The sequence below is a fragment of the Chakrabartyella piscis genome, from assembly GCA_030067835.1.
GTDB classification, from domain to species: domain Bacteria; phylum Bacillota; class Clostridia; order Lachnospirales; family Anaerotignaceae; genus Chakrabartyella; species Chakrabartyella piscis.
This window is the reverse complement of the sequence record CP092441.1, coordinates 1,063,475-1,081,221: the sequence shown is the minus strand read 5'-3', so window position 1 is coordinate 1,081,221 and position 17,747 is coordinate 1,063,475. Positions and strand designations below refer to the sequence as shown.

Here is a 17,747-nt window from a genome sequence, read left to right as displayed (position 1 = left end):
TCCTTTATCTCAATTCTTATTTATTGAATGCAAATGTTTTTGCAGGTGTATTCCAGTAAGCCAAAATTTCGTCATCCCATTTTGCCATATTGAGTTGGAAACCAGCTTGTTCTTGTACAGTCAAGATATTGCCAGCCATGTTTGCCACAACTTCCATGCCCAAACCTTCCAAGTATGCAACACAATCATTCAACAAAATGAATTGTTCCATCAAAGTGGTTGCGCCACTACCATTGATCATAACGAATACTTTATCACCTTTTACCAAAGGAATGTCTTTCACCAAAGCATTTGCCATGATTTCGATGGTTTCTTTTGCAGTTTTCATAGGTTGACGACCACCGCCACCTTCACCATGTTGACCCATACCGATTTCCATATCTTCATCACCCAAATCGCCAAAAGGTGCACCATTTGCTGGATGTGTTGCACAACGTGCTGCAACTGCGATGGTAGCCATAGAATCTGCATATTTTTGAGCCAATCCAGAAACTTCTTCCAAGGATTTGCCTGCTTTTGCTGCTGCTGCTGCAATATGGTAAAGAGGAACTGCGCCACCCAAACCACGTCTGTCATCTCCATTTTCACGAGTTGCATTGGAAATATCTTCTTGTGTCACAACTTTTTTTACATTGAGACCAGCTTTTTGACACAATTTCATGGTCATGCTACCTGTAAGCATATCGCCTGCATGGTTCAAAACCAAAAGCAAAACGCCATGGCCTTTATCTGCCAATTTCACTGCTTCAAACACGATTTGAGGATTTGGAGCTGCGAAAATATCACCAGCTACAGCGATATCCAACATACCATCGCCAACGAAACCAGAAACTGCTGGTTCATGACCTGTACCACCAAATGCAACAATTGTCACTCGGTCAGCATCTGCCAAAGTTTTGGAAACCACCATGTTTTCTGCAACCAAATCAATGCAATCAGCTGCTGCCAATGCATAACCTTGCAAAAGTTCTTTTGTCAAATCTGCTGGATCGTTGATGAATTTTTTCATTTTCATAATAAAGTTCTCCTCTCAAATATGTACGTTTTTATATGCTTTTTTCAGATTCTTCGTCGTTTTACGGTCGGACACATATGTCACCCCTACAAGCATGACCAGTATAATGGCATTTTTTATTGCAATCCTTTATTGAGTCCAACAAAGAAATATTTCATGGAAACTGCACCTGCATCTGGTGTGCCAATGGTTTGTTCTTTGTAGCTCTTTGCACGTCCAAATTTGGAAACAAAGTTTTTGCTATTTTCAGCACCTGCTTCTGCTCCTTTGGTACCTGCTTCTAAAATCTCTTTGATATCGCCTTCTGCATTTTGGATGGCTTCCACTGCTGGAATCAAGGTATCCATCATGGTTTTATCGCCAACTTTTGCTTTGGAAAGTTCTGCCAAAGTTTCATATCCTTGTTTGAAAATTTCTTTGAATTCTGCTGCATCCACATCAGTTTTGTCAGGTGCGCCAACACTCATACCATCAAACAATGTGCTCCAAAGTGGTACTGCACTGCCACCATTGATCATCATAACGCTCATGGAAACATCATCCAAGAATGCTTTGAAGGTTTGTGTATCATTTGGTTCGCCCATATCGCTTTTGATACGATTCATTACCTTTTTCATAGTCAAACCGTGGTCTGCATCTCCAAATTTGGAATCGATATCTGTTAACTCCACTTCCGCTGCAATGATTTCATCTGCTGCAGAAACAATCATTGTCATAAATTCTTTTATATTGAGCATAATGTCCCTCCTCAATTACATTTGTAACATTTGCACTTAAATCTAAGAATAATTTATCATTTGTAACTCACAATGTCAATGAACATCCATAAAAATATCCCCAAACCATACAGATTTGGAGATTTTAACAAGTTTTTTATTGAATTTTTGTATCTTTTTACTATGTTTCAGATTAGAAAAGTTACATACGTAACTCAACTTTCCAATGAATTCAAAACTTCTCTTGCAGTGCGTTCTGGCAAAATGATTTTTGTAAAACATCTGGTACGCAAGCTACCAACAACTGCTTTCACATCCACCATATCGGAACAAATGGCAACCATATTCTTTGCACATTGCAAGTCAAACAACTCTGCTTGTACCATATTATCTTCTTCTGGCATAATGAAATTGCCATGGATATCATAATAATGTGCCAAGAAGCGTCCAACTGCATTCTTTTGCACCAATTTCTTGCCAAAACGAATGGAAGTTGCAAAGTCTGGTGCTGAATACAAACCAGAAATATTGACCCAAGCCACATCCATTTCATGCCACAGCTCACGCACTGTTTCAAACAATTCGGTTGCTGTATACAAATCCTTTTCTTCCTTGGAACCAAGCAAAGCTGGCAAATATAGGTATGTGGATTTCATGCCAAGACGCTCTGCCATACTACGCACCAATTCATTGGTATGATAGCTGCGATAAGTTGCCTTGAAGCCACCAATCAATGGATACATTTCTCCTTGGAACTGCATCGCTTCCTTTTTCTCCAAAGCATCTGCAATCATACCTAGAGTAGAGCCACAACCGACTCCGATTTTATAGGTTTCCCCTTTTTCTAGCATTCCACAAATTGCAGTTGCATATTTTTCTGAAATCGCCACTGCGTCACTGCCTATTGTTTCCAATAAAATCACATCTTGCAAGTGGAATTCTTCCATCAAACGTTCTGCCAAAATCTGATTCGCACTTTTGGTTTCATGTATGGTGATGGTCACAATGCCCAAATCTCTGGCTTCTTGCAACAATTTGGATACCATTGGTCTGGAAACGCCAATTTGCTCTGCAATTTCTTTTTGACCCATATTCTTTTCATAGTACATTTTTGCCACATCTGTCAATCTGGCTCTCTTTTTTTCTTCAATTAACATCATAACGCCTCTATCTTTCATTGCCTCAGCATCTTTTCCTGTATATTTTATCTTATTTTTTTGCATAAGTCAACGAAAAACTATCATTTGTAACCAAAAACACATTTGTCTTTTCATTTGTGCACATATGGAACCAAAAAAACAGATGATGCCGAAGCACCACCTGCTTTGATTTATGTATCTTATTTTACAAATTTTTCAACAATCTTAGCTTGTGCTTTGAAATCTGCTTTCAAGCTTTGATATACTTGACGATATGTTTTGTAGTATTCATCATACATAGCAACATTTTCTGGAATTGGTTCTGTCACTGTTTCAATTTTGAGGATAGCTTCACTAGCTTCTTCCAAAGATGCAAAGCGACCAGCACCAACAGCTGCCATCATTGCTGCACCAGCTGCAGGACCTTCTTCCATGTTCATGGTTACAACTTTTGCATTGTAGATATCTGCTTGGATTTGTCTCCACAAAGCACTCTTAGCGCCACCACCCATAGCACGAATTTCTGTAATTTCCAAGCCAACGGATTCACGCATAATTTCTACTGTATCACGCAAGGAGAATGTAACACCTTCCATGACAGCACGACACATTTCACCAAGACCGGAACGATAGCTGAGACCAAAGAATACGCCACGAGCATCAGGGTCAACATGAGGTGTGCCTTCACCATTGAGATATGGCAAGAAGCAAAGACCTTCAGAACCAACAGGAGCTTTTTCTGCAAGACTTGTCATGTAATCGTATACATCTTTACCTTCTGCTGCCAAAGCTTCTTTTTTGTCTGCAAACAAAGTATCTCTCATCCATTTGAAGGAACCGCCAGCACCAAGGGTACAACCCAAGAAGCAATATTTGCCTGGCAAAGAGTGACAAAGGCTATACATACCTTGTTGGTTTTCATCTTTGAAAGGAACATCACAGCAACCGAATACAACGCCAGATGTACCAATTGTGGAAGCCACAACACCACTTTTTACAACACCACTACCGATACCGCCAGCAGGTTGGTCACCACCACCAGCAACAACAGGAATACCCGCTTTCATACCCCAAAGAGCTGCAACATCTTCTTTCAAATAACCACCAATTTCTTGACTTTCCAAAACTTTTTCTGGAACGATTGCTTTGGACAATCCTGTTACTTCAAACATACGATCAGACCATGTTCTGGTTTTGAGATCCAACAAGAATGTCAAGGACGCATCTGTAACTTCTGTGGTAGCTTCGCCTGTCATCATATAACGAAGATAGTCTTTTGTGAACAAAATTGTATGGATTTTTGCAAAATCTTCAGGTTTGTTTTTTTCGAGCCACATGAGTTTTGGAACCCAATAGCTAGGCAAGCAGTAGGAACCTGTGATTTCCAACATTTCTGCGTGATCCATCTTTGCATTCATTTCATCTGCTTCTGCACCACAACGTTGATCCATCCAGATCATACAATTGCCAATTGGATCCATGTTTGCATCCATCAAAGTAGTTCCTTGCATTTGACCAGAGAAACCAATTGCTTCGATTTCCATACCCACGCCACTACTTGCAGCTGCTTTTTTTGCTGCTTCGCTACATGCATGCCACCAGTCCAAAGGATTTTGTTCCACCCAATTTGGTTTTGGTGTAATCAAGTTACATTCACAATATCCAGTACCCAAAATTTTGCCAGTGTCATCCAAGACAATTGCTTTGATACCACTTGTGCCAGAATCAATACCCATAAAATAACTCATTTTATTCACTCCTTGTCCCTATATTGTGATACTTTTCCAATTTTATCAACTTAACATCCATTTTACAGTACATAATTCTCTTTTGCAACAATATCACAACAGTTTCTTTGGACATATTGACATAATTTTCTGCACAATTTATCAATTATTTGGAAAGAAATTTGCATCACACATAAAATGGTTTGCAATTTAAGGGGAATCCAATGAAAAAATGGACTGCATTTGCAATCCATTCAAACGAGTCGATGTGGGCATCAACCCCTACGTGATTGTATGAAACCACTTTATCTTTTGATGAGTACGTAATCCAAACCAGAAATATCAGTATTGATAATCAACCCTTCTGGTACATTCATTTCTTCTAGCAAAGCTTCCATTGCATCAAATGTGCCTACATCGAAGCAGAAATGAGCATCGCTATTCACAATCATTTTTGCACCATATTCCACACATTTGGAAATAAGCAATTTGATATTTTCCAAGCCATTTTTACGAGCAGATAGTGGATGCAAAGAAGAATTGTTGAGCTCCAAAATAGTGTCTGTACGCACTGCTGCTTGCACCACTTGGTCATAATCAATGGGGTATCTGGAATCATCTGGATGTCCAATGATTTTGATGATTGGGTTTTCCATTGCACCAATCAAAGCACGTGTATTTTCTTCCACAGTGCCATAAGGAATACAATGGGAATGCATACTGGCAATCATATAATCCACCTTGGAGCAAATCAATTCACTACAATCGATATTTCCATCATAATCAATGATATTGGCTTCCACGCCACACAAAATACGTATACCGTCAATTTCTTTTGGAATCACCTTAAAGTTGATGAAGTACATTTCGGAAACGGTGCCTGGCATTGCTGGTGCATGTTCGCTGACACCATAAGCCAAAAGCCCTTGTTGTTTGCCACAATTGATGTTTTCCATCAAAGTACAGTATGCATGTCCACTTTCTGTGGTATGTGTATGTAAATCAAATAGTAATTTCATTTTGTCTCCTTTTTCAAATAGATGGTATCGCCAATTGCAAAATCCGCCAACACATCGCTATACACTGTGAAGAAATCACTGTCACATTCCACCTTGTAGTGAATTTCACGTCCATTGTATTGTTTATTGGTTATGACACCAACAATTCCATCTTTTGTATTGTTCATAGTGAAATCTTCTGGTCTAACAGGATATACATTTGCTTCTTTGAAACAGACTGGCAATCCTGCACCATCATATTTTGTAACACCATCGTAAGCTGTGAAATCATCACCGTTATAGGTTCCCTTAACCAAATTGCATTTGCTGACAAAGGTTGCTGCAAATATGGTTTGTGGTTGTTCATAAATTTCTTTTGGTGTACCCATTTGCTCAATTTTACCATCTTTCATAATGATGATACGATCTGCCATGGATAGCGCTTCACTTTGGTCATGGGTTACATAGATAATTGTGGATTTTGTCATGGTATGAATGTCTTTGATTTCTTTTCTCATGCTGATTTTGAGCTCTGCATCCAAAGCAGAAAGTGGTTCATCCATCAGCAACAATTTTGGTTTGGAAACAATAGCACGTGCCAAAGAAACCCTTTGTTTTTGTCCACCAGACAACTCTCCTGGCAAACGAGTTTGTAATTTTTCCAATCCTGTGCTACGAATCGCTTCATCCACCATTGCTTTCTTTTCATCAGCAGACAAATGACTTTGACGTTTGCTTTGGAGTGGATATTCAATATGTTCACGCACTGTCATATGTGGCCACAAAGCAAAAGATTGGAATACCATGGACAAATCCCTTGCATTGACTGGCATATGGAATTTGTTTCTGGTAAACACTTCGTCACCAGACAATACAGTGCCTCTTGTTGCATGAATGAAACCCGCAATGATACGCAACAATGTTGTTTTGCCACAACCAGATGGTCCTAAAATCGCAATGAATTCACCATCTTGGATTTCCACAGAAATATCATCCACAGCTGTTGCGGTATCGTATATTTGAGATACTTCTTTTATCAATAAACTCATTTTCTACTCCTTTGTCTATTCACCAAATGGGATACTATATAGGCTGCCAATATGGACAATACCATGACAGAACTGAGTGCAATGGAAGAATTGTATGCACCACCTTGTTGCAATGCAAATATGGTCAAACCAATGGTCTTGGAGCCTGCTGCTGCTAAAATTGAGGACAAACTAAGCTCTGTCATAGCACCAATGAAAATCAAGAAACTACTTGCCAATACTTGTTTGGTCAACAAAGGAATCAAAATACGAATCCACATTTTCAATTTATTCATACCACAAACCATAGAAGCTTCTTCCAAGGATTCTTCTACAGATGACACTGCAACCACACTACCTTTGACTTGCAAAATCAAGTATCTGGTTACATATGCAATCAACAAAATACGACTGGTTCCATAGATGTTTGGAATGAGTGCCCAATGGAAGATCATACTGAGAGCCACAACAATTCCTGGAACTGCATAGGTAAATGCAATGCCTTGTTCAATGAAACGAATGGTTTTGCCATCATGACGCACCTTCATATAAGCAACTGCTGTACCTACAATGATACAGATGATACAAGCAGAAATTGCCAAGGTCAAACTGTTGATGACAGATGTACGCACACCTGCATTTGTGAATACGTATTCGTAATTGGACAATGTGAAGTTATCGAAGAAAGTATCTCCATATCCATCTTGTACACTGGACATCAACATGGTGACAAGTGGTGCCACATTCACCAAAAGCAAAATACCCAAAACCAAAGTTTGCACAAACCATCTAAATGGCCCCAAGTAAATACGCACAGAATAATCTTCTTTGACACTTTCCATTGCACTGGATTTTCTGACAAATTTTGTTTGCAATACAGTTCCTGACAATGCAATCACAGAAAGCATGACAGACAATGCTGCTGCCAAGTTGAAGGAAGAAGGTCCAAATCCAATGACCTTTTCATAGATATAGGTACTGAGAACTGGAATACCTGCTGAAGTACCTAAGAATGCTGGTACAGAGAAGTTATCAATGGAGCCTAAAAATGCCAAGATACCACCACCAATGATGGATGGAATTGCTTGTTTCAAATTGATTTTGAACATGGTATTGGCAACACTATAACCAGATGTCAAAGATGCAAATTCCAAATCCCTTGGAATCTTACGCAATGTGTTGATGGTCATTAAATATACAATGGGAATGCCACAAATTGACAATGCCAACACAATCCCCCACATGGAATATACATTCAACGCTTCCAAGCCTTTTGATGTGATATATGCATTCAATGAGCCTTTTCTGGAGAATACAGTGCTCCAAGAAAGTGTGATGATATAAGAAGGTATGACTGTTGGACAGATGGTCAATACCTCGATGAGTTTTTTGTATTGTACATCTGTATAGGCAACAATATAAGCGATGCTTGCACCAAATATAGTTGCAAACAATGTAGACAATACTGAAATTTGCAATGTGTTTTTGATTGCCAAGATGGTTCTTTCTTGTTGAAATAAAGTGATGTAATTATCAAATCCTAGTTGGTCGCCTACTTGAAAACTCATATAGAGTAGACGAGCCAAAGGCATAATAAACACGAAGATTATTATGCCAAGAAACAGAGTAATACCAAACAAGTTGAATTGCAAGATTTTCGAAGATATTTTTTTGTCAGAATCGCCATAAAACGCAGGTGATATCGGAAATATCATCGAGTATTTCTGGCAATTTTGACGGGAAAATAGGTCGTAAAGATTGTGATTTAGACTTGTTCGGTGTTGCTCCCATACTTTTTTTATGTTCTTCATATTATTCTGACCCATTCCTGTTCGTAACGATTATCGTAATAATTAACCGAAGATTTTTGCAAATTCTTCTTTATCCGCTTCTCTAGTTTCCACCAATGTTGCTGTATCGTATGTCAAATTTTCAAGTTCATCAGCTGTTTTGAAACCTTCTGGAGCTGCAACACCTTGTCTAATTGGTGTATAACCAATTTCTGCTGTCACTTCTTGACCAAAATCAGACAAAATGAAATCTACAAACAATTTAGCCAATTCTTCATTTTGTGTACCATTTACGATTGCAATTGGTTCTGTTACACTCAAGGAACCTTCTGTTGGGTAAATGAATTCCACTGGTGCACCTTTGAGTTGTTCACGAATTGCCATATATTCAATGATGATACCAGCACCTTTTTCACCGCTCAAAACAGCAGTTTGTACTGTACCATTTCCTTGACCAACTGTAATGCCATTGTCTTTCAATGCATTGAAGTAGTCCCAACCAAAACCATCTGTTCTAAGCAATACACCCAAGTTGTATGCTGCTGCGCCAGAGTACAATGGACTTGGCATAATCACTTCATTTGCCAATTCTGGTTTTGTCAAGTCTGCCAAGCATGTAATTTCCACTTCATCCAAGTTGATGACATCTGTATTCACCATGATACCTGTAGAAACGATTTTTGTACCTGTATATGTGTTGTCTACATCGTAGTATGTTGGGTCAATGCCATCCAATTCAGGGGATGCATAGCTCATCAACAAGTCTTCTGCTTTCAATGTTTCAAATGTAGCATCATCAGAAACCAAAACGATATCTGCTTGTACACTATTCACTTGTTTTTCTGCCAAAATTTTGCTGACCACTTCTTCTGTACCACTTCTGAATACATTCACTGTAACATCTGGGTACAATTCATTAAAAGCTGCAATCAATGCTTGTGCATCTGCTTCTGGTTGAGATGTGTACAATGTCACTGCACCTTTGTAGGATACTTCTTCTACAACTTCTGTTGCTTCTGCTGTTGTTGCTGCTGGTGCTGCTGCTTCACTAGACCCACAACCAACTGCGGAAAACATCATAGTTGCTGCCAACGCCATTGGTACCATTTTCTTCAAGGCAACACTATGCAACTGTAATTGCAAAGTTTGTGTAGGTATTTTTTTGTCATTGCTGCCAAAAAACGGAGATGATATCGGAAATATCATTGAGTATTTTTGGTGGAGATGACGAGAAAATAGACCGCAAAGGTTGTGATAGAGAGTTGTGTAGTTTTGACTTAGCATAGTGTTTCTTCCTCCAATTTTTCAATAAATTCTATAGTTTCTTTGAGTAATGTATATTCCAAACCTGTGTCCAACCCTTCCACACTCAGTGGAATGTCATAAGACAATAGTTTCGGTATCAATGTTTTGAAATCATAATCACCATCAAACAATGGTGTATGCAATTTGGTTCCTATTTTATTGCTGATGTGAATTTTGGAAATGTTCTGGATGTTTTCCAAATAAGCAAATATTTCAGCTTCATCGGTACAATGTGCAGTGTCTAGTGTATATTCCAATTCCTCATACAAATCACCAACCACTTGTTGCAATTCCACATCAGATGTGATGATTTCTTTTGGAATCTTTTCCATAATTTCCAAAGAAAGTACAATGCCACGTTCTCTTGCATATAGGTGCAACTCTTTGATGCCTTCATATGCGTATTGGTATATATTGGGATCTAGGTTGTTGACTGTTTGTCTTGGTGGATGTACTGTAATTTCCTTTGCACCAATCAAAGCAGCCAAATCAATGCTTTTTTTCACTTCTTTTATGGAAGATTTGCGAATCCCTTCATTTAAAGAAGCAAAGTTCAAATCCCAACTTTTGCTATGTACCACTGTTGTAATGCCCTGTGCTTTTGCATATGTTCGATATGTTTTCAAGTCCAAATCGAATTGTGCCATTTGTTCTGCCCAAAGCTCTACATTTTGAATCCCATATTGTTTCCATGTTGCAAACAATTCTTCTAAGCTACAACCCCATAGCAATGTAGAAGAAAAATACATATCTTTTTTCATCATTCATATCCCTCATTTCTCAAATCATTCTAACAGTGCATTGTAAAATACATATGCTCCACATTTTAAAATGTATGTAAAATTTTGACAGATGTTGTAAATTTAATTTAACAAACGAATTGCAGGCATCAAAAAAGCAACCCCAAATCGAGGTTGCTCCAATTTTTGTAGATTTAAGATTCTTCGTCACTTCATTCCCCTGAATGACAATAGGAATACGAATTACATCATTTCCATAAAGTTCATAAGAGATGTTGCTACATCGCCACGAAGTGCTTCTTTTGTTGGTTCCAAAGTTTCGCCTGTGATGATACCATTTTCAACAGCCCAAACCATTGCTGTATATGCATATGCTGTAACATCAGATGCACCTGCATAATCAGACAAATCACCTGTTGTGGTCATATTCATACCCAAGAAGGTTGCATAACGATACAAGAATGCTGCAAATTGTTCTGTTGTAATTGCTGTGTTTGGTGCGAATTCTGTATCACTGATACCAGCAACAACACCTTCTGCTTTTGCCCAACGTACTGCTTCCAAGTAGTATTGGTCAGCTGCAACGTCAATAAATGGCATATCTGCATCCACCGGTTCGCTACCATGCAAACGATACAAGATTGCTGCAATCATACCACGTGTAATGGACATATCAGGACCAAATTCTGTATCAGAAATACCTGCCATAATGCCACTTTCGTATACATACAAAACGCCATCGAAACAATCATCGTTTACTGTTACATCTGTGAAAGCAAATTCCATTTCAGATGCTGCATAGTAGGAGAAATGGTTTGTTGTAAATGTAACAGTACCATTTGTTGCATCATATGTCACACCTGTCAAACGTGTCATTTCACCATCATCAGAAACATAGTATACAACCACTTCTTTGCTATCGTCAACTTTTGTATAAGGAACTGTAATGGTTGCTGTACCATCACCAAAGTTTGAAACTTTGTTTTCGCCAACATATACTGCCAAGTTGACCACCAAAGCATCTGCCAATTCTGCTTGTACGCTTTCTGGAAGTGTTTCAATTTCCACTTTTTCTGCAACAAGAGTCATAGCTTCTGTGTCATTTGCAACTGCATTGCTGATTTCTGTTACCGCTTCATTGTTGAAGGAAACTGTAATTTCAGATGTTTCCACTGTAATTGTGCTTTCATCTTGGCTTGCCACTTGGGAAACGATATCCATGGACAATGTTACAGAAGTTGCATCTTCATTTGTTGCGGTTGCCACCAATTCACCTGCTGTTGTTTCTTCAGATGTTGTGATGGTTGCACTGATTTCCACTTCATTTTCTGTATCTGCAATTGCATAAGATACTGTTTCTGTTACTTTACCAGATTCTGTTGTTTCTGTTGTTACTGTTTCTGTTGTGGTAACGCCAGCATTTTCTGTTACAGTTGTGCTGGTTTCCACAGTTGTTGTTTCTTCTGTTCCTGTTGTGCTATCTGTTGTTGTATCTGTTGTAGTATCTGTAGTTGTTTCTGTGGAGCTACTGGAGTTACTGGAAGAACCACCACCACTGGAGGAACCACCTGCAGAGAAGGATCTCCAAGATGCTGTCAATGTTGTGTCTTCTGTGAATACATCTCCACTTGTAACTGCCACATCACCAACATACCAACCTTGGAATACAGAACCAGATTTCACTGGTGTTGGAAGTGTGCCAACTGCTTCGCCTTTTGTAACATAAAGACCAGCTGTAGCAGTACCACCATTTGCATCCAATGTTACATACCACAAAACATCAGTTGTCATGTTTTCGAAAGCTGCAATTACTGCTACATACACAGGGTTCAAAGATGTTTCGTATTCTACTACAAATGCTTCCATAGCTGCATATTCATCTGCTGTCAAAGTTTCTTTGTTTGCAAATTTCACACGAATGTCATAGATTACAGCAGAAATTGTTTGTTCTGCAAATGCTGCCAAAAGTGCTGTTACTGTTGCATCATCTACAGTCAAGTTTTGTTGATTGCTGTATTCCGGGTTTCCTTTGTGCATAAAAAGCAAAGATGCACTGTGTGAATTGGAATCATCATAGTTGAAGTTACCCCAATTTTCTTCACTCAATTCTGCAATTGGCATTGTAATGTTGTCAAATGTACAATTGCTTGCTTCAACTGTCATATATGCCCAACCAGCTGCCAAAAGTGCTGTTCCATCATATCCATAGACATAAGCATTGGACATATGAATGTTATCCAAATACAAAGTGCCAGAATTTTCATCAGTTTTCACACCAACAATACCAGCAGCATGGTCATTGCCACGATTGCGATAGTTATCAATGGAAATGTTGCTGATTGTAGAGTCTACACCATCATATGTTTCTACAAAACCAAACAAAGAATGGATATTGCTTGTACCGTTAACCAATACATTTTCAAATTGCAAGTTTTCAATGGTTACACCACTCATAGAATCAAACAAACCATATACTGGAATAATCAAATTGCTGATGGTTGCATCATTTCCATCGATGGTACCTGTGAAGGTATCGTAAACACGTTTCCAAGAATACAAGTTGCGTGTTGCACCATCCGGAAGATTGCTATTGGATGTGACTGCTGGAGCACCTACTGTTGCATCAATATCACCTGTCAAAATATAATGTGCATCCAAATCGTGACGAATTGCATCCAATTTGTAAAGTGCATCAATTTCATAAGGAGATGCTTCTGTACCATCACCAATCATATCCGCTACAGTGATATCCAAATCTGTTTCTCCACTCATGCTACTTGTGTGATATACAAAACCACCTTCTTTGATGATTACAGAACCAGCACCAGAAACACCAGTTGCCACACCAGAAACAGTTGCACTAGGTGTATTTCCGCTATCTGCTGTCATATTCAAACCAGCAGTGATACTACTATCAGCAGCCAAGTTCAAACTAGCATCACCAGTCAAGTTGATTGTTTTCACCATTTTGCCACCACTGATTGCAACATCACCTGTTGCATTGATGGTACCTGCACCAGATGTATTTGTGGACTCAGATGTGTAAGTAACATTGGTTGCATTGACCACTGCATTGCTACCCAATACTTTGTTGATGGTTACATCGCCACCTGCTGTAACAGTACCACTCAAGGACACATTTGCACCCAAAGTGATGTTGCCATCTGCTTCAACCTTTGTAATATTACCCACAGAACCAGTTTCTGCAATGGTCACATTTCCACCTGCTGTAACAGTTCCAGTTACATTTTTGCCAGACAAATTGTCCAAAACAACATCACCTGTTGTAGTCAATGCACCTGTAACATTGTTGTTATTTTCCAAAACGGAAATATTATTTGCTGTGATGCTACCAGAAATGGTACCAGCTGCTTTTGTAATGACAACATCACCTGTTGCTTCGATTGCATAGTTTGCACTGTTCATGCTGGTCATACTTGCAATGGTTACATCTCCATCTACATCCCATACACCATTGAGAATGCTCATAGAAGTTGTAACTTCCACATCGTCGCCAGCTGTAATGTTTGCAATGTTGCCAGATTTACCAACTGTTACACCACCTTTTGCATTAATATTTGCAATGGTACCCACAGAACCAGTTTCTGCAATGGATACATTGCCACCTGCCATAATGGTACCAGTGATATTTTTGCCAGACAAATCACCAACAACCACATCACCACCTGCTGTAAGAGATTTGATGGCATTTGCACTGGTCAAATCCACTGTGATATCGCCAGCTGTTAGATATGTGCTATTTGCATTAGTGGTTGCAATGGTAATGTCAATATCCAAACCTGTTGCAAAATCCACTGCTGTTTTGGAGTAGCTGATGGTTACAGAATCGCCATCAACTGCTGTTTCCAAGAAAGATAACCATTCTGCTTCAGATGTAACAGTATCACCTGAAAGAATTGTAAATGTTGCAACTTCAAAAACTTCTGCTACTTCTTCTACAACTTCTTCATCGATTACAGTATCTTCTTGATCTTCTTCCAATTCTTCTTCTGATTCTTCTTGAATAGACAAATTATCCTCAATTAGCTCTTCTGTAACCCCTTCTACTACAACTTCTTCTGTGTCCGCAATGATTTCATCTGTAGTTTCACCTTCCATTACAAATTCTTCCACAACTTCTTCAAAATCAGTTGTATCCTCTGTCGCAAATACAGTAGTCGGTACAGTTGCCAACACCATTGTTAGTGCCAACATACTGGACACTGTTCTTTGCATAGACTTTCCCCAATTTCTTTTCATATTCTTCTCCTTTCTAACTCCGCTATCTTTTTGCAATATATCACTGTATTCTTATGGAATTACTATGATATTAACATAACATATAATATCACCATTTATCATAAAAATCAACAGTTTCGTCACATTTTTACGTATTTTTTACATGGAAATAATTGGTTTTTGTATACATTTAATTTCGAGTAAAAAAATACTCCTACCATAAAGGTAAGAGTATACTTCGTTATATGACGCAAACAGTCTATAAAAGAACCCATTTCCATCATCGAAGGAAACAGGTTCTACAGTTTTTAGCTCAATGAAAGTACCCCAAATGCAGGCCAATACTCCAATGCCAAATATCCAAAAGCAATGACCAAAACAACATTGATTAAAGTCATCGGTATGCCATATTTCATCATTTTTTCTGTATCCAAACCATAAGAAACAGGAATTGCCCGAGCACTCAAAGGCAATACAAATTCTGCGTTGAATGCCATTGTTGTAATAAACCACAGTGGAATTGGATTGATTCCCATTTCCGCAGCAAAACCAAACACAAAAGGACAACATATTGCCGATGCTGTAGTACCATTGGTGATTTCTGTAATCAAACGGGTGAAAATGACAACCATCGCCACCACTGCAAGGTCATTGTGGAATGAAAATCTGGAAATCATAGCCACAAGATGGGCACCAGCACCCGAACCGTTGATGAGTTGTCCCAGAGCCAAACTACCTCCAATCAAAATCATAATACCCCAATGGGTACCTGCTTGTGCAGAATCCCAATTCAGCAACACATTTTTCGTAGATGCTGTAATAAAGAAATTCAAAAAGCCCAATATCAAAAAGATATACGCTGGTGTTAAGCCTGGTAACAAATCCACAAACAATGGTCTTGTAAAAGCTCCTATGGTTGCCAAAAGAAACATGGTCAAGCAAACTTTTTCAGCTTGTTTCATAGGTCCCAATTCTTTATAGGCATCCTTGAAAAATTCTTTGGTTCCTTCTATTCTATTGACTTTTAATGGAATCATCATCATTCCCACCAACAAAACCACTGTTGCAATCACCAAATAGGGAAGCAAACGTACCACCCAATCAATGTACATAAACTCTTGACCTGTATATGCTTCCAAGTAGGAAATTGCAGAAATATTCATTCCACCTCCTAGTGGAGAACCTGCGCCACCTAGGGTAACACCCCAACCAATGGCAAGCAAAATGGGAACTGCTGGTTCTGCAGTTTTGATGTCTTTATACCCTGCAATATGCAACATAGAAACTGCAATGGGTGTCAACATAGCACAAACTGCCAGATTTGGCATCATATTGGAAAGAACAATACTTGCAAGTAACCACACTGTAATTTGTGATTTCATAGAAGGACCAATGAGTGCCAACGCTTTTAAAGAAATTCTCCGATCCAATCCAATTCCTGCCCAAGGTAACGTCAGCAACCCTGAACCAAACAGTAAAATGACACTTTCACAAGAATATTGTGAAACCACATCGCTCATAGGCACTATGGATAACAGTGCATTGGCAACAACAGGAACCATTGTGGTGATATAAATTTCAACGGGTCTGGTACCCCACCAAAAAATCATCCACAGACAAACCCCTATTGCTTGTGCTCCTGAAACTGTCAAAACATCTGAAAACAACAATACCGTCATACACAATAAAACCGGTCCCATCACAATGTAAAAATAGCGTTTTTTCTTATCCATAGATATCCCCCTCTATTCCAGTACCATCATTTATACAAAAAATATTTATATCTTTATGATGTAGATTATACCTCACTTCTTGAAACCTACAGAATAGATAAATCTATTTTTCTCATATATTGAATTATATTATCAATTTTATATTTTGACTCTCATATACCACCATTATTTTTCATATACTGCAACACAAATTCACTTGTGTAATATGTATACCAAAACGCATCCCCCTTTGCATTACACTGTAAATCGCTATCGAAATTGTAATATACTTTTTATTTTTTAAAATATGTCTGTGCAACTTTATATATTATGTGCAAAAGCCAGTTGAAATCCTTGATACCAATGGTAGTCCATGCAACATTTCCACATTGATTTTCTGTTCAATTTCTATTTTTTCTGCAAAATTCCATTCAAAAAAGCGTTTTCATTCCTATATTGCTTAAGAATCAAAACGCTTTTGTATTTTATATGTGTATTTATGTATATTGTTAAAATTTATGCATCTCAATGCTTTTATTTGGGGTAATATCCAAGTTTGCCTGAAATTTTGCTGGCAACACTTACAATCACACTTGCCATTTCACGCTGGCGTTGTGGTTGACTCATTTTCTCAGCATTTTCTGATACACTAACAGATGCAATTGGATTGCGATTTCGATCAAAAATAGGAGCTGCCAAAGAACCTCTATTTTCAATCAGCTCATCAATCATAATGCAATATCCTTTTTTTCTGACTTTCATAAGCTCTTGTTCAATTTCTGCTGGATCTATCTTAGTTTTTGGTGTACATGGAGTCAATTCCCCTTGTAAAATTTCGTGTCGTTTGTTGGCTGGCATATAGGCAAGCATTGCACGTCCCATTGCAGAACAAAACATAGGGTTGCAGTGTCCCATAGGAATCAAAAATTCCATACTACTTTCATAGCTTGCACTCAACAAATGGACAATTTCTTTGTTACGTGGCACACTCATATGGCTATGTACATTAAATTTAGTGGAAAGTTGTTGTAATTCAGGATACGTATGACGATACACATCATTATTTTGCAATGCAGCCCCTGCTAGAGATACCACTTCCATACCTAAGAAATAAACACCTGTTGCATCATCACGTTCCAAAAATCCCATATCCAACAATGTGTTCAAATGTCTGGATACTGTGCTAATATTCATGTTCAATTTCGTTGCAATATCCGAAGTACGTTGCATTGGTGTTACTTCATTGAAGGTGGATAGAATGGTTAGTGTTTTACTAACACTTTTCGGATTAGAATCTTTTTGATTTCCATTATTTAAAGAAGTCATAGCACAAATCCT

12 protein-coding genes are annotated in these 17,747 nt (G+C 38.4%); all 12 read right to left on the bottom strand.

The window, feature by feature from the left end; genetic code table 11:
- Window positions 1-16: 16 nt before the first annotated feature.
- The gene (locus MJY40_RS04730; protein ID WP_317855896.1) at window positions 17-1,015 is read right to left on the bottom strand and encodes a dihydroxyacetone kinase subunit DhaK; all 999 of its coding nucleotides are present in this window, start codon (window positions 1,013-1,015) and stop codon (window positions 17-19) included.
- 116 nt (window positions 1,016-1,131) lie between these two features.
- Window positions 1,132-1,752, bottom strand: coding sequence for a dihydroxyacetone kinase subunit L (locus MJY40_RS04725; protein WP_317855895.1), 621 nt, complete (start codon window positions 1,750-1,752; stop codon window positions 1,132-1,134).
- 194 nt (window positions 1,753-1,946) lie between these two features.
- Window positions 1,947-2,909, bottom strand: coding sequence for a sugar-binding transcriptional regulator (locus tag MJY40_RS04720; protein WP_317855894.1), 963 nt, complete (start codon window positions 2,907-2,909; stop codon window positions 1,947-1,949).
- Between the two features lie 161 nt (window positions 2,910-3,070).
- On the bottom strand, window positions 3,071-4,618 hold the full coding sequence (xylB, locus tag MJY40_RS04715; RefSeq protein WP_317855893.1) for a xylulokinase: 1,548 nt from the start codon (window positions 4,616-4,618) through the stop codon (window positions 3,071-3,073).
- Window positions 4,619-4,902: 284 nt separating this feature from the next.
- Entirely contained in the window at window positions 4,903-5,616 is a 714-nt protein-coding gene (locus MJY40_RS04710; protein ID WP_317855892.1) for a phosphatase, read from the bottom strand.
- Window positions 5,613-6,644 carry an ABC transporter ATP-binding protein gene (locus tag MJY40_RS04705; RefSeq protein ID WP_317855891.1) on the bottom strand — a complete coding sequence of 344 codons (1,032 nt, stop codon included), beginning with the start codon at window positions 6,642-6,644 and terminating at the stop codon, window positions 5,613-5,615. Before MJY40_RS04705 ends, MJY40_RS04710 begins: the two co-directional genes overlap by 4 nt.
- Complete coding sequence (locus MJY40_RS04700; protein WP_317855890.1) at window positions 6,641-8,191, bottom strand: ABC transporter permease; 1,551 nt, start codon at window positions 8,189-8,191, stop codon at window positions 6,641-6,643. The genes MJY40_RS04705 and MJY40_RS04700 overlap by 4 nt, the downstream gene beginning before the upstream one ends.
- 285 nt (window positions 8,192-8,476) lie before the next feature.
- Window positions 8,477-9,520, bottom strand: coding sequence for an ABC transporter substrate-binding protein (locus tag MJY40_RS04695; RefSeq protein ID WP_317856414.1), 1,044 nt, complete (start codon window positions 9,518-9,520; stop codon window positions 8,477-8,479).
- 170 nt (window positions 9,521-9,690) lie between these two features.
- Window positions 9,691-10,482 (bottom strand): sugar phosphate isomerase/epimerase family protein, encoded by a 792-nt coding sequence (locus MJY40_RS04690; RefSeq protein ID WP_317855889.1) that lies wholly within the window; start codon window positions 10,480-10,482, stop codon window positions 9,691-9,693.
- Window positions 10,483-10,701: 219 nt separating this feature from the next.
- The gene (locus tag MJY40_RS04685; protein ID WP_317855888.1) at window positions 10,702-14,718 is read right to left on the bottom strand and encodes an S-layer homology domain-containing protein; all 4,017 of its coding nucleotides are present in this window, start codon (window positions 14,716-14,718) and stop codon (window positions 10,702-10,704) included.
- 287 nt (window positions 14,719-15,005) lie between these two features.
- The gene (locus tag MJY40_RS04680; protein ID WP_317855887.1) at window positions 15,006-16,430 is read right to left on the bottom strand and encodes an SLC13 family permease; all 1,425 of its coding nucleotides are present in this window, start codon (window positions 16,428-16,430) and stop codon (window positions 15,006-15,008) included.
- Between the two features lie 513 nt (window positions 16,431-16,943).
- Entirely contained in the window at window positions 16,944-17,735 is a 792-nt protein-coding gene (locus MJY40_RS04675) for an IclR family transcriptional regulator (protein WP_317855886.1), read from the bottom strand.
- Between the last annotated feature and the right edge of the window lie 12 nt (window positions 17,736-17,747).